The organism is Naasia sp., from assembly GCF_025465545.1.
Lineage (GTDB): Bacteria > Actinomycetota > Actinomycetes > Actinomycetales > Microbacteriaceae > Naasia.
On the sequence record NZ_JAODMK010000024.1, the window covers coordinates 1 to 13,310 of the forward strand.

The window sequence follows — 13,310 nt, forward strand, 5'->3', positions numbered from 1 at the left end:
CTGACGCGTTACCGGCGCCGACGTTGCGGGCTCAGGAAGGGGTGGACGCTCCATCGAGCGCGGTGACGACTCGGGTCACCGATGATCCGAGCCCCCAGTGCACGCCGAGCTCGGCGATCCGTCGCAGCCCGCCGTCGGGGATGCCGATCCGTGAGTCGACGGGGGGAAGCTCGAGGTCGGACGCCACCCGCACCACGGCGGGCGCCTGGGCGAGATAGCCGGCGGAGGCCCGGATCTTGGCCTTGATTCCGGCGGACAGCGGCACGCCGGGGCCGGCCTCGGCTGCCGCGAGGATCCCGTCGAGGTCGCCGAACTCGGCGAGCAGGGACGCGGCCGTCTTCTCGCCGATCCCCGCGACCCCGGGCAGCCCGTCGGACGCGTCGCCGCGGAGGGTCGCGTAGTCCGCGTACTGCGAGGGGCTCACGCCGTACTTGCCGCGGAGGACCTCGCCGGTCACGATCTCCAGCCTGCTCATGCCGCGGGCGGTGTAGATGACGCGCACGTCGCGCTCGTCGTCGATCACCTGGAACAGGTCGCGGTCGCCCGTGATCACGTCCACCGGCATGGTGGCGGTGGCTGCGTAGGTGCCGATGATGTCGTCGGCCTCGTACTCCGGCCGGCCGACCACGGGGATTCCGAGAGCGGTGAGGGTGTCGCGGATCACGGGCACCTGGACGCTGAGCGGATCGGGCACGACCTCGACGTCCGGCCCCGCCTGGACGACCTCGGCCACCCGGTGGGTCTTGTAGGTCGGCAGCAGGTCGACCCGCCACTGGGGACGCCAGTCATCGTCCCAGCAGGCGATCAGGTCGGTGGGGCGGAACTCGGCGACGAGGCGCGCGATCATGTCGAGGAGCCCGCGGACGGCGTTGACCGGAGTGCCGTCGGGACTCCGTACCGTGTCCGGCACGCCGTAGAAGGCCCGGAAGTACAGCGCGGCCGTGTCCAGCAGCATCAGGCGCCTGTCGCTCACGGGGCCATTCTGGCGGAAGGGCATGCCCGGCGGGCGATCGAGCCCACTGGGGGTTCCCGATCAGGTACCGGAGCCCGTCCCGAGGTCAGTCCTGCGGCGTCCCATCGCGGCGGACGGGCCACGCACTGCGGAGGGTCGGGATGCCTCGCCGGCTCAGCCACGGCTCGGTGCTGCGCTCCGCGTGCTCGAGATCCAGCTGCGAGACGAGGTGGTCGATCGCGGCCAGCACGGAGCCGTGCAGCATCCAGAGCTGGGTCTGCTCACGCGGGTCGACGTCGAGGAGCGTGAGCTCGGTGAGCACGGCCCGGGTCTCCCGGACGATCTCCAGCAGCCGGCCGAACGCCTCCTCCGCTCGCTCGCCGCGGTTGCGCCCGTACTCCGCTTCGACGAGGTCGCCGAACGCGCGCAGGCCGTTGGCGACGTCGTTGAGCACGATCGCGAGGGCGCGCCGAAGCTCCGCTCCGGTGGTGTCAGGAGTGTCCTCGCCCTCGTTCGCCGGGGCCTGCTTGCCAATGGCGACGATCAGGGCTCGCTCGGCGCTGAACGCGCGGTCGAGCCGGTCGACCGCAGATCGCAGGCCGGGATGCACCAGAGCGGTCGTGAGCGCGCGAGGATTCAGCCGCCGGCTCTCCCGCGCCGCCTCCACGGCCGCTGCGGCGTCGGCGACCTCGCCGCCGATGTGCTGGGACCAGTCCGACCAGGCGCGCACCTCCTCGGGATGCGGCGGCCGGTTGCCCAGGGTGAGCGCGATCTCGCCCATCAGCGCCGCCTGCGACCTGGTAACCCGGCGCACCGCCTCGCTCGCCTGCAGGTTGGGGATCGCGACGGGGACGACAAGGCTGAACGCGACGCCGACGAGCGTGCCGATCAGGGTGTTCGCCACGCGCACCTCGGCGGCGACGCCCGTGGCGACTCCCGGGGCGGAGACCGCGAGGATCAGCATGGCGCTGATGGGCGCCTCGAGGGTCTGGTCGCCGAGACGCAGGACCATGGCCACCAGGAGCGAGGCGGCGATCACGAGCGCGAGGCTCCACCAGGACAGCCCGAGCGAGGCGGATACCCCGACCGCGACCAGGACGCCGGTGAGCACCGCTCCCACACGGACGATGCCCATGAGCAGTGTCCCGACCGTCGACGCCTGAACGACGAGCAGCGCGGTCAGCGGCGCGGTGAGGTCGAGGATGCCCGGGAACAGGGCGTCCGCGACGACGTACGCGACGACGGCGGCGACGGTGAGCCGGGCGATCTGGGTCGCGGCCGGTCGCACCCGGCTCGGAACCTCCGACCATGAGTTCGGCAGGCCCGGCCAGATCCACCACAGCAGCTGCCGCAGATTCCGCCGAGACCACGGCGGACGCCTCTCGCGCGGTGCAGTCATGTTCGATCCTCAACCCGAGGTGGCACGTGGTGCTGCCACCTCGCCGAGGTGACAGCACCACGTGCCACCTCGACAAGCTCGGTGGGGTGACGGGACCATCCTTCCTCGCGCGGGCCGTATTGCACCGTCAAGCGCGTGAAGGTCTCGGGCACGATCGACATGCACGAGTTCCGCGCCACCCTGCTGCCCTCGGCCAGGGCAACCACATGCTCCCCCTCAAAACGCCAAGCTCAAGAAGCTGGTGGGCAAGGCCGCGGGCGACGAGGTGTCGGTCGGCCTGGAGCGCCGCTTCCCCTGAGCTGGAGCGCCGCTTCCCCTGAGGAGGAGTCGGTCGGCGCGCAGCGACGGCAGGACTAGCGACTCGACCAGTGCGACGGCCGCACGAAGCCGGCGGGAAGCCGGGTGCCGGAACTTCCCCTGGCACTGTTCACCTGCATCTGGGTGAGGAACAGTGTCTCCGACAGGTCCGCGCCGGCGACGTCCGCGTCCCTGAGGTCGGCGCCGATCAGGTCCGCGCCGCGAAGATCCGCGCTGCGGAGGTCGGCGCCCAGCAGGAGCGCGGCGCGCAGGTCGGTGCCGCGGAGGTCTGCGCCCCGCAGGTTCGCGCCGACCAGGTCCGCTCCCGGCCGGATCGGACGGCCGCCGCCCTTCCCGAGCGGCTGGGGATACCGCGAGCGCGCGGCCTCGCTGGCGCGGAGGAGCAGAGGTCGCGCCGCGTCGTACTCGTCATCCGTGTCGATCCGGAGCAGCGCGGCGGCGTCCGAGAGGGTGAGCGCCTCCACCGCGGAGAAGGCGGCGGTCAGCTCTGCGCGCAGCGGGTCGACGCCGGGAAAGGCCAGAGCGGCGTCGAGGTACCAGAGGAGCTGCTGCAGGCGACGGACGATCGGGAACACCGCGAACATGTCGCCCCGGACGCCGTCCTCGCGCCAGCTTCGGCCGTCGAACGTCTGCTGGGTGACCTTCTGACCCGCTCCGAAGCAGTCGAAGACGGTGCAGCCCGTGAAGCCGCGCTCGCGCAGGACCGGATGGATCTTGCAGCGGAAGTCCTGCTCGAGATGCACGCAGGGCTCCCCCGGCTCCTTGTCGTAGGCGAAGGCCGCGCTCCGGTCGAACGCCAGCGCCACGCAGCAGAGGCCGACGCAATTGGCGCAGTCGGCGCTCAGGTCCGCCCGCCGCCCGAGCTCGACGAACGTCTTGCCTGCCATCGCGGATCCCTCCCGTTCCCGCACAACGCTATCCGGCGGCGCGCGTGCCGCCGATTTCGGGCTCTGCCCGAGTGCCGTCCGTGCCGCAGAACGGTCGGACTGCGAGCGTCGGCGGGCAGGTCTAGCATCGGCATCCGGAAGACGGAGGGCTGATGGCCGGGCAACTGCAGTGAGCGCCATCGCCCTTCTCCCCGCCGCCAGGCGGATCCAGCGCATCTATCTCGTGCTTCTGCTCGGCAACACCCTGGCAGCCTCCTTCATCTGGGGCATCAACACGCTCTTCCTCCTCGACGCCGGGCTCTCGAACCTCGAGGCGTTCGCGGCGAACGCCTTCTTCACGGCCGGAATGGTGATCTTCGAGATCCCGACCGGGGTTATCGCCGACAGCGTCGGCCGCCGCGCCTCCTACCTGCTGGGCACGCTCACCCTGGCGGCGAGCACAGCCCTCTACTGGCTGATGTGGCTCTGGTCGGCGCCGTTCTGGGGCTGGGCCGTCGTGTCGGTGCTGCTCGGGCTCGGGTTCACCTTCTTCTCCGGCGCGGTCGAGGCCTGGCTGGTCGACGCCCTCCGCTCGTCCGGCTATGAGGGCGAGCTGGAGCCGGTGTTCGCGAAGGGGATGGTGGTCTCCGGAGTCGCGATGCTCGTCGGCTCCGTCGCCGGCGGCATCATCGCCCAGGCCACGGATCTGGGCGTGCCCTTCCTCCTCCGGGCGGGCGTGCTCGTCACGATGTTCGTCGTCGCATTCCTCGTCATGCGCGACCTCGGGTTCACCCCGGACCGGTCGGAGCGCCCCGGGAAGGCCGTCCGAACCCTCTTCCGGTCGTCGCTCACCCACGGGCTGGGCAATCCGCCGGTGCGCTATCTGATGCTCGCCGCGCCCTTCACGGCCGGGGTCGGCGTCTACGTCTTCTACGCCCTGCAGCCCTATCTGCTCGAGCTCTGGGGGGACGAGAAGGCCTATTCGGTCGCCGGTCTCGCGGCGGCGATCGTCGCGGCTTCCCAGGTCCTGGGCGGCCTCATCGCCCCCGCCGTCCGGCGGCTGTTCCGCAAGCGCACGACGACGGTGATCCTGGCAGCCGCGACCTCTGCGGTGCTGCTGCTCAGCCTCGGCCTCACCCGGACCTTCTGGGTGGCACTGCTCCTGATGGCCGTCTGGGGCGTCGTCTCGGCGGCCGGCGGTCCGGTGCGCCAGGCGTACCTCAACGACCTCATCCCCTCGAAGCAGCGTGCCACGGTGCTCTCCTTCGACTCGCTGATGGGCAGCGCAGGCGGCGTGATCGTGCAGCCCGCGCTGGGGCGAAGCGCGGACCTGGGCGGGTACGGGTTCTCGCTCGCGCTGAGCGGCGCGATCAGCGCTGTGGCCCTCCCCTTCCTCTACCTCAGCCGCCGGCAGAGGGCCGCGGCGGATGTCACTCGGGCCGGCGCCGAGCCGCCGGAGGACTCCGCGGCCCCTCCGCCGGTGAAGGCGACGGAGCCGTCCGACCCGGACCGCTGAGCATTCCGGCCGCGACTGTTCGTTCCCGGAATCCAGGCCGGCGCTGCTGCGGTCCGGGCCGCGAGCTCGCCCGCAAGCCGGCGTCCCCACGACTCCGCCCGGCGAAGCTCGTCGTCGCCGACCGATCAGGTCGCCGGCAGCACGAAGCCGGCGGGCGGGGCGAGCTCGGTCCACCCCTTCCTGTTGAGCTTCTTCGCCGGGAACGCCCTGGTGCGGATCAGATGGCCCGTGCCCGGACGACGGCGACCGGGCATGGCGGCCTGGCGAGGATCTCCCGGCTCGTCGAGCCCAGGAAGAGTCGCTCCTCGGCTGTTCGCCGGTGTGCGCCGACCACGAGGATCTCCTGCCCGGCGGCCTCCCGGGAGAGGGCGTCTGCAGGATGCGCCTCGGCGACCACCCCGCGAATGTCGAGATCCGTGTCCTCCGCGCGCAGCCGTTCGAGAATCCCGGCGAGGGCTCGCGTCTGCCTCGCCGCCGCCTCGGCCAGCGAAGAGGGCGACACCCCCGCCAGGGTGCGGACGAAGGGCACCTGCCAGCAGTGCACCACTCGAAGCCGGCGATGGAGCACCCGCGCCTCGTGCACGGCGAACCGCAGTGCGGGCTGGTCCTCGAGGTCCGCGTCAACGCCGACGACCACCGCCCCATGCCCGGAGGTCCAACTCCTTGGCACGACGATGGTCGGGCACTCGGAGCTTTCGGCCAGCTTCACCGGGAACGAGCCGCCGAGCAGGCCGGCGAGCCGACCGCCGCCGCCGCCGCCGACCACGAGAAGGTCGGCCGCCTGCGAGGCGCGGGCGAAACGCTCCCGCGCGTCCCCCCAGGAGACGGACCCGCGCACCTGCGCGGACGGCGCCACCCGCTCGAGGTACCGCTTCGCCCCGCTCACGACCGAGTCGGCCGCCTCATCGGAGTCGCCGCCCCTGACCTGGGCGGTGAGCCGATCCGCCTCCACGACGATGCTCACGTCGACATCGACGCGATGATTCCTGGCTCGGTGGGCGATCCACTTCATGGCGCTCGTGCCGCCGGGACCTCCGTCCGTGGCGAGCACGACTCGCTCCACGAACGGATCGGCGGGGTGCTCCTCCAAGGCTGGTGCGCGATTCGCTGTCTTGGGTGCGACGAGGTCGAACATGGCTTCTTCTCCTGTCGTCGTTCGCGAGCAGGCTTCCCCCGGCTGATCGCAGTGTCGGGTCCGTCGGGGGGCTGGGGTCAGGGTCGAAGGTCCTCTTCGGAGGCGGTGAGGCGCGAAGGGCCGGACCGGCGGAGGACTTTCGTCCCGCGCAGCCGGCGCGCGCACGCGCACACTGAGTCCATGACCCGCCCGCTGGTGAACTGGCACGACGACCACCTCAAGAACCTGTCTCTCGGGGAGCGCGCGGCCGACCGCCTCCGGAACGGCATGGGCAGCTGGCCGTTCGTCGGCGCCTTTCTCGGGATCATGCTCGTCTGGGCGGCGATCAACCTCCTCCAGAAGGCGTGGGACCCCTACCCGTTCATCCTGCTCAACCTGTTCCTCAGCATGCTGGCGGGCTTGCAGGGCGCCATCCTGCTGATCGCCGCGAAGCGGCAGGACGGGATCTCCGCCGCCCTCGCACGCCACGACTACGAGACGAACGTGGCCGCGAAGCGGGAGATCGAGGAGCTGATGGAGATCAATCGGCGCCAGCTCGAGCTCCTGACCGAGCTGCACCAGCGGGACACGCTCGGGGTCTGACCGGCTCGCCGGTGGCCATCCCGTTCGACGGGACCGGACAGGACGGAAGGACCTATGACCCTGCCGACACGGTGCGGCACCGCCGCATGCTGAGAACATGACGAGCTCTGCCTTGCCGCTCAGCCCGGCGCCCGCCGCGGTCCTCGTCGCGAACGCGCTGACCGGTCTGTCGACCAGCGAGGTGCTCGATCGCCGCGCTCGAGGACTGATCAACACGATGCCGGACGACTCCGGGCGCTCCTTCGCTCGCATCCTCCAGGCCAACCTGTTCACGCTCTTCAACGCGATCGTCGGCGGCAGCTTCCTGCTCCTGCTCGTGCTGGGCGCCTGGCAGGACGCGCTCTTCGGATTCTTCGTCATCGCGAACACCCTCATCGGGGTGATCCAGGAGTTCCGAGCAAAGGTGACTCTGGCGCGTCTCGCCGTGATCAACGCCCCTCGCGCGCTCGTGCGCAGGAACGGCATCGAGAGCGACTGCGAGGTCGGCGCAGTCGTCCTCGACGACCTTCTGGTGCTGCGCCCCGGCGAGCAGCTGTCGGCCGACGCGGAGCTGGTGGAATGCCGGGAGCTGGAGGTCGACGAGTCGCTGCTCACCGGAGAGGCGGATCCGGTCAGCGTGGGGCTCGGCCGGGAACTGCTCAGCGGCTCGACCATCGTGACCGGCAGCGGCCTCGCTCGGGTGATCCGCATCGGATCGGACTCCTACGCCGCGCGCATCACCGCCGAAGCCCGGCAGTTCTCCCTCGTGCGCAGCGAGCTGCGGGCATCGGTCGCTCGCGTCATCCGATGGATATCGATCGCCCTCCTGCCGGTCGGCGCCCTCGTCGTGAACGGCCAGATGCAGGCCGCCGGCGGTTGGGCGGAGGCGCTCGCGAGCGGAGCGTGGCGGGACGCGGCCGTGGCTGCGGTCGCCAGCATCATCGCGATGGTGCCGCAGGGCCTCGTCTTCATGACCTCTCTCGCCCTCGCGCTCGGGGCGGTGAAGCTCGCCCGGAAGCGGGTCCTGGTGCATGAGCTCGCCGCGGTGGAGGGCCTCGCACGGGTGGACATGCTCTGCGTCGACAAGACCGGCACCCTCACGGACGGCTCGCTCGCACTCGACCGGCTGGAGCCGATCGCGGGCGCGGGCCCCGGCTGGCAGTCGGCGCTCGCCTGGTTCGCGGCGGACCCGGCGGCCAATGCGACCGCGAGGGCGATCGGCGCCGGAGTGCCGCACGACCAGACGCGGGTCGGCGCGCCGGACGCGACTGTGCCGTTCTCCAGCCGCCACAAGTGGAGCGCCGCCCACTTTCCCGATTCCGCGATGCCCGGCACCTGGGTGCTCGGCGGCGCCGATGTCGTGCTCGACGGAGCGGTTGCAGAGTCAGCCGACGTGCTCGCCCGGGTCGCCTCCCTGGCCGATGCGGGCCGGCGAACGCTGGTCCTGGCGCACTCCTCGGAGCCGCTTTCGCCGGCGACCCCCTCAGGCGTCCCTGTCCTGCCGACCGAACTCGTCGCTGTCGCGCTGGTCGTGCTGCGCGAACGGGTCCGCGGCGACGCTGCAGAGGCGATCGGCTACTTCGCCCGCCAAGGGGTCGAGATCTGCGTGATCTCCGGGGACGACCCGCGCACGGTCGGCGCCGTGGCGCGGGAGGTCGGGCTGGCACCCGACCTCGTGGCGGTGGACGGCCGTTCCCTCCCGTCGGACCCGACGGCACTGGCGGCGGTCCTTCGGCACGAGCGGGTCTTCGGCCGGGTGACGCCCGCACAGAAGAAGGCCATGGTGCTCGCCCTGCAGTCGCTCGGCTACACCGTCGCGATGACGGGCGACGGCGTCAACGACACGCTCGCCCTGAAGCACGCCGATCTCGGCATCGCGATGGGCTCCGGGTCGGCAGCGGCGCGCGCGGTGGCGCAGATCGTGCTGCTGGACGGCGCGTTCGTCCGACTGCCCGGGATCCTCGCTGAGGGGAGGCAGGTCATCGCGAACGTGGAGCGGCTGGCGAAGCTGTTCCTGTCCAAGACCGTCTATGCCATCCTCCTCGCCGGAGTGTTCGGAGCGCTGCTGTGGCCGTTCCCGTTCCTGCCTCGTCAGCTCTCGATCGTCGACGGCATCAGCATCGGACTTCCCGCCCTCGTCCTCGCCCTGCTGCCGAACAGCCGGATCTACCGTCCGGGCTTCCTGAGCCGGGCCGCGCGATTCTGTGTCCCGTCAGGAGTGGTGGTCGCGGCAGCGGTCGCCGGCGCCGTCGCGTACGCGTATGCGGGAAGCGGCGCCCCCGCGGGGCAGGTGCAGACCGTGGCGGTTCTCACCCTCACCCTCAGCGCGCTCTGGGTGCTGGTGATCCTCGCCCGCCCGTTCACCCGGGCCACCACCGCTGTCGTCCTGGCCGCCTACGCGAGTCTGCCGGTGGTGCTCTCGATCCCCTTCGTGACCGCCTTCCTCGAGCTCGAGCTGCCTCCGCTCGAGCTCATCCTGGTCGCGCTCGGCGCTTCGGCGGCCGCGAGCCTGGTCCTCGAACTGCTGCATCGCAGGCTGCGGAGGACGCAGGGATAGGCTCACGCCCATCCGGACGGAAGGAGCGACGATGCCCGGGAGCCCCGCGGTCGAGATCGAGGTCGGCGGGCACAGCGTTCGGGTGTCGAACCCCGACCGCGTCTACTTCCCGGATCGAGGGGAGACGAAGCTCGACCTCGTCCACTACTACCTGTCGGTCGGCGAGGGCATCGTCAACGCACTCCGTGAGCGGCCCTGCATGCTGCACCGCTACCCCACCGGCGTCGGCGGCGAGAAGGTGCACCAGAAGCGCCTGCCGGCCGGGGCGCCGCCGTGGATGGAGACGGTGCGGGTCTTCTTCCCGCGCTACAGCCGCACCGCTGACGAGCTCTGCGTGACAGAGCTCGCCCACGTGATCTGGGCGGTGCAGATGTCCACCGTCGAGTTCCACCCCTGGAACAGCCGCCGCCAGGACACCGAGCAGCCCGACGAGTGGCGCATCGACCTCGATCCCATGCCCGAAGCCTCCTACCGCCGGGTGCGGACCGTTGCGCACGTCGCCCACGAGGTGCTCGACGAGCTCGGCGCGGTCGGCTGGCCCAAGACCTCAGGCGGCAGCGGGATGCACATCTACGTGCGGATCCGGCCGGAGCACGGCTTCGAGGATGTCCGGCGGGCTGCGGCCGCCTTCGCCAGAGAGGTCGAGCGGCGAGCCCCGCAGGAGGCGACGACCACGTGGTGGCGTCGCGACCGCGATCCGGCCGCGGTCTTCGTCGACTACAACCAGAACACCCGCGACCACACGATCGCCGCGGCCTACTCAGTGCGCGGCAACCCCCAAGGCACGGTCTCCACTCCCCTGGCATGGAACGAGGTGGACGACGCGAACCCCGAGGACTTCACGATCGCCACCGTGCCCGCGCGCTACGCGGTGAAGGGAGACCTGCACGCCGGCATCGACGAGGCCGTGTTCGACCTGGCCCCGCTGCTCGAGTGGGCGGACCGCGACGAGCGCGAAGGCCTCCCCGTGCCGCCGCACGAGGAGGAGCAGGGCTAGACCGGCCGATCAGGAGAAGGTGGCCACCGACCGGTCGAGGGCGCCCGCGAGCTCGAGGATCTCGTCGACGTTCTCGGCGGGCACCACCACGAGGGCGTGAGCCTCGGCGTCGCCGTCATCGAGCTCGAGGAGCCGGCACTCGCCGGCCGCGAGGACTGCGTCCGCGGCTGCCAGCGCCTCGGCGAGGTCGTCCGTGTCGTTCACCGCCCCCAGGTCGGGCTGCAGGCGGAACACCCGGGGCAGCTGGGCGAGGGCGTCGGCAAGCTCCATGCCGGTGTCCTCCGCGTCGAGGTAGGCGAGAGCGCCCGCGTCGTCCAGGCCGCCGATGAGCGCCTCCCAGGCATCCCCGTCGTTGTCGCCCTCGTCCTCATCGAGCGCCTCGCGGACGCGCGGCCAGAGCAGCTCGTCGTCGTCCAGGAGTCCGGTGAGCCGCTTCCATGCCGCCATGTCGTTCACGTCCGCCATTATCGGCCGCCTGGCTGCATGGCCGCATGGGGCCATGCGACCGGCGTCGGTTTCGCCTGTTCTCCCGCGCCGCCCAGGCGCAAGGGCTTCCGGCGCGCCCCCGTTTGGCCCAGGGTGGAGGGATGAGAGTCGTGTCCTACGCTGACGAGCACTTCAACACCACCGACGCCGTTGCGGTGAAGCTGCTCGAATACTCGGTGGTCCTCGCCAGAACGGGCAACAGCGACGTGGTCCGCATCCCCGTCGTGGCGAGCGGCAGCTCCACCTGGGCGAACCTCGTCCTCGGCCCGGGAAGCCAGATCACGACCCTCGACGTGAACCAGAACGAGACCGAGCTCGACGACACCGACGTCCTGCAGGAGCTCGACGCCAAGATGACGCGCCTGGCGCACACGGGGAGTCCGATCGTGCCCGAATCCGACCCGCTGTCACGGGACGACGACCAGTACTCGGATCTCTAGCAGCACCGCTGCGGCGAGCGCGGCGCGGAGGCTGCCTCAACCTCGTCCTCAGTGGCCTGCGACGGGACGGAGTGTGAGCATCTGCTGCGCCGTGCCGACCTGGCCGGCCAGGTCGTGCAGCACGGTGCTCGTGATCCCCTGACCGGTCGGCCCGAACACCACCGTCGTGTCGAGGCCCACCCAGCGCCCCTCCGGCTGACGCGACAGGTGGACGGTCAGATCGACGTTGGGAAACACCCACGCGGTGGGCGGCTGCCGTGAGGCGATCCCGTTGGCGGTGTCGACCAGAGTCAGGTACGACGCGAGCGGGCTGACCGCCTCTCCCGCGAGAAGCTCGGTGCCGGTCGAGAGCCACACAGTCCCGCGCCCCGGCTCAGGCGGCCGCACGGGCCGCACATCGAGGGAGGCCACATAGCGGCCGGGCCAGAGCGAGGCCATCGGCCAGGACGCGAGCGACTCGGGGTCCGGAAGGCGCTCGGCACCGCCGCCCTCGATCGAGCCGGTCTGCACCGCGGTCAGGAACCAGGCTCGGGCGCGGATCACGGCTCGGCCTGCGATCCGCACGGTCGCCTCGACGAGCTCGATGGTCCTGCCTGGCCGCAGGGTCTCCACCTCGACGTCGCAGTCGTCGGTCGCCAGACGCCCCAGGATGTCGAAGCTCAACCGGCTCAGCAGCAGTCCCCCGCCGGCACCGCCGGCACCGCCGGCACGGTGCCCTTCGATGGCGTGCACGACCAGGCCGGCAAGCGGACTGAAGTGCAGCTCCGCCGGATCCCACCCGCCGCTCATCTGCTCGGTGGGCCGGTATCGCTGCTCGCCGACCCGCTCGAAGTAGCTGCCCGGAGTCCCGGCGTTCACGGAGCCCACCCCTTCTGGACGCGCATCAGAGCGCGCCGGGAACCAGATCGAAGACGAGGGCGCCCTCGTCGGCGAGAAGCGGCCCCACGAACTCCTTGAAGGCGGCGTGCCCGCCGTCGAACCAGCGTGGGTCCGGCTGGATTGGCTCCCCCACGTAGTAGTTGCGGTCTCCCTCGGAAGCGAAGGTCACCACGAAAGCATGCTCGAAGCCGTGCCCTGCCTCCTCGCCGCTCCGCTGCGTCCCCGCGTCGATCGACTGGATGTACGGCTGGCCGTCCTCGCGCGGCGAGTCCGTGAGCGCGAGGAACCGGGACGCCGTCTCGGCGACGAGGTCCGCGGACACGTCGGACCGGAAGCGGAAGAGCACCAGATGGAGCACTCGGTGCGGTCGGTACTGCCGGGAGGTGAACGCCTCGGGGCCGACCGCCGCGAGTTCTTCGAGCAGCACAGCACGCTGACTCATGTCTTCCTCCTTTGTGACCGCCTCATGCAGCGGCGGCGTCCGCTCTGATTCTTCCCCACCTCCCAGCACGGGGCGTCCCGGCTCATCTAGCGTTGATCGCACCGATCCTGGACCTCCCTATGCCTGCCAAGCGCCCACGCCCCGACTCCCGTCTCGCCGCCGCCCGGTACCACGTCGACCGGCTCGGCCAGGAGGGCGAGGACCAGCCCGATCAGGCCTCGGAGGCCGGTCGGCTGACGCCCGAGGCGCACGGGGCGATCGTCGAGGTCGCGATCCAGCAGGCTCTGCGCCGCGGTGACTTCGACAATCTGCCGGGCGAGGGACGTCCGCTGCCCGGCCTCGGCTTGGCGCACGACCCGGACTGGTGGATCCGCCGCAAGATCGAGCGCGAGGGGCTGACCGGACTGGGGCCGCCTGCGCTGACGCTCCGCCGGGAGGACGCAGAGCTCGACGCACGGCTCGATGCGCTCGCGAACGAGACGGCGGTCCGCGACCTGCTCACCGGCTTCAACGCGCGCGTCGTGGAGGCGCGCCGCCAGCTGCTCGGCGGCCCGCCGGTGGTCACCGCACCGCGGGATGTCGAGCGGGAGGTCACCGCCTGGCGCGAGCGCAGGCATTCACGTGCGGAGGAGCTGGAGCGCCGGCAGGAGCAGGATGCCGCGGCACTCGCCGCGATGTCCTGGCGCGAGCGGCGGCGAGCTCGGCGCGGAAAATGACCGCTCACTCCGGGTGCAGTCCGAGGAGCTGTCGACTCGCCGTGGC

13 protein-coding genes are annotated in these 13,310 nt (G+C 71.3%); 6 read left to right on the forward strand and 7 right to left on the reverse strand.

All coding sequences use genetic code 11. The features are described from left to right. Positions 1–31 precede the first annotated feature (31 nt). The 3 genes from JWR33_RS07790 to JWR33_RS07800 all read right to left on the reverse strand — a co-directional run bounded on the left by JWR33_RS07790 (position 32) and on the right by JWR33_RS07800 (position 3,556). Positions 32–973, reverse strand: coding sequence for a 5'-3' exonuclease (locus JWR33_RS07790; protein ID WP_297410793.1), 942 nt, complete (start codon positions 971–973; stop codon positions 32–34). Between the two features lie 85 nt (positions 974–1,058). Beyond that, entirely contained in the window at positions 1,059–2,351 is a 1,293-nt protein-coding gene (locus tag JWR33_RS07795) for an FUSC family protein (protein ID WP_297410794.1), read from the reverse strand. A gap of 353 nt (positions 2,352–2,704) precedes the next feature. After that, complete coding sequence (locus tag JWR33_RS07800; protein WP_297410796.1) at positions 2,705–3,556, reverse strand: pentapeptide repeat-containing protein; 852 nt, start codon at positions 3,554–3,556, stop codon at positions 2,705–2,707. A 169-nt stretch (positions 3,557–3,725) separates the two neighbouring features. Between JWR33_RS07800 and JWR33_RS07805 the strand changes: the two genes are divergently transcribed. Beyond that, positions 3,726–5,051 carry an MFS transporter gene (locus tag JWR33_RS07805; RefSeq protein ID WP_297410799.1) on the forward strand — a complete coding sequence of 442 codons (1,326 nt, stop codon included), beginning with the start codon at positions 3,726–3,728 and terminating at the stop codon, positions 5,049–5,051. 217 nt (positions 5,052–5,268) lie between these two features. Here the strand turns inward: JWR33_RS07805 and JWR33_RS07810 are convergent, their stop codons facing one another. Then, on the reverse strand, positions 5,269–6,186 hold the full coding sequence (locus JWR33_RS07810; RefSeq protein ID WP_297410801.1) for a universal stress protein: 918 nt from the start codon (positions 6,184–6,186) through the stop codon (positions 5,269–5,271). A 180-nt stretch (positions 6,187–6,366) separates the two neighbouring features. On the opposite strand from JWR33_RS07810, the gene JWR33_RS07815 reads away from it, so the two are divergent. The 3 genes from JWR33_RS07815 to ligD all read left to right on the forward strand — a co-directional run bounded on the left by JWR33_RS07815 (position 6,367) and on the right by ligD (position 10,301). Then, a complete protein-coding gene (locus tag JWR33_RS07815) occupies positions 6,367–6,768 on the forward strand; it encodes a DUF1003 domain-containing protein (RefSeq protein ID WP_297410803.1) in 402 nt (133 codons plus the stop codon). Between the two features lie 97 nt (positions 6,769–6,865). Beyond that, on the forward strand, positions 6,866–9,304 hold the full coding sequence (locus JWR33_RS07820; RefSeq protein WP_297410805.1) for an HAD-IC family P-type ATPase: 2,439 nt from the start codon (positions 6,866–6,868) through the stop codon (positions 9,302–9,304). A gap of 31 nt (positions 9,305–9,335) precedes the next feature. Then, positions 9,336–10,301, forward strand: a complete 966-nt coding sequence (gene ligD / locus JWR33_RS07825) for a non-homologous end-joining DNA ligase (RefSeq protein ID WP_297410807.1) — start codon at positions 9,336–9,338, stop codon at positions 10,299–10,301. A 9-nt stretch (positions 10,302–10,310) separates the two neighbouring features. On the opposite strand, the gene JWR33_RS07830 is transcribed toward ligD, so the two are convergent. Beyond that, on the reverse strand, positions 10,311–10,766 hold the full coding sequence (locus JWR33_RS07830; RefSeq protein WP_297410809.1) for a hypothetical protein: 456 nt from the start codon (positions 10,764–10,766) through the stop codon (positions 10,311–10,313). Positions 10,767–10,888: 122 nt separating this feature from the next. On the opposite strand from JWR33_RS07830, the gene JWR33_RS07835 reads away from it, so the two are divergent. Next, the gene (locus tag JWR33_RS07835; RefSeq protein ID WP_297410811.1) at positions 10,889–11,227 is read left to right on the forward strand and encodes a hypothetical protein; all 339 of its coding nucleotides are present in this window, start codon (positions 10,889–10,891) and stop codon (positions 11,225–11,227) included. Positions 11,228–11,275: 48 nt separating this feature from the next. Here the strand turns inward: JWR33_RS07835 and JWR33_RS07840 are convergent, their stop codons facing one another. Next, positions 11,276–12,085, reverse strand: coding sequence for a thioesterase family protein (locus tag JWR33_RS07840; RefSeq protein WP_297410812.1), 810 nt, complete (start codon positions 12,083–12,085; stop codon positions 11,276–11,278). A gap of 25 nt (positions 12,086–12,110) precedes the next feature. After that, positions 12,111–12,548, reverse strand: a complete 438-nt coding sequence (locus JWR33_RS07845; RefSeq protein WP_297410814.1) for a Dabb family protein — start codon at positions 12,546–12,548, stop codon at positions 12,111–12,113. A 119-nt stretch (positions 12,549–12,667) separates the two neighbouring features. Between JWR33_RS07845 and JWR33_RS07850 the strand changes: the two genes are divergently transcribed. After that, a complete protein-coding gene (locus JWR33_RS07850) occupies positions 12,668–13,264 on the forward strand; it encodes a DUF1992 domain-containing protein (protein WP_297410816.1) in 597 nt (198 codons plus the stop codon). The last annotated feature ends 46 nt before the right edge of the window (positions 13,265–13,310 follow it).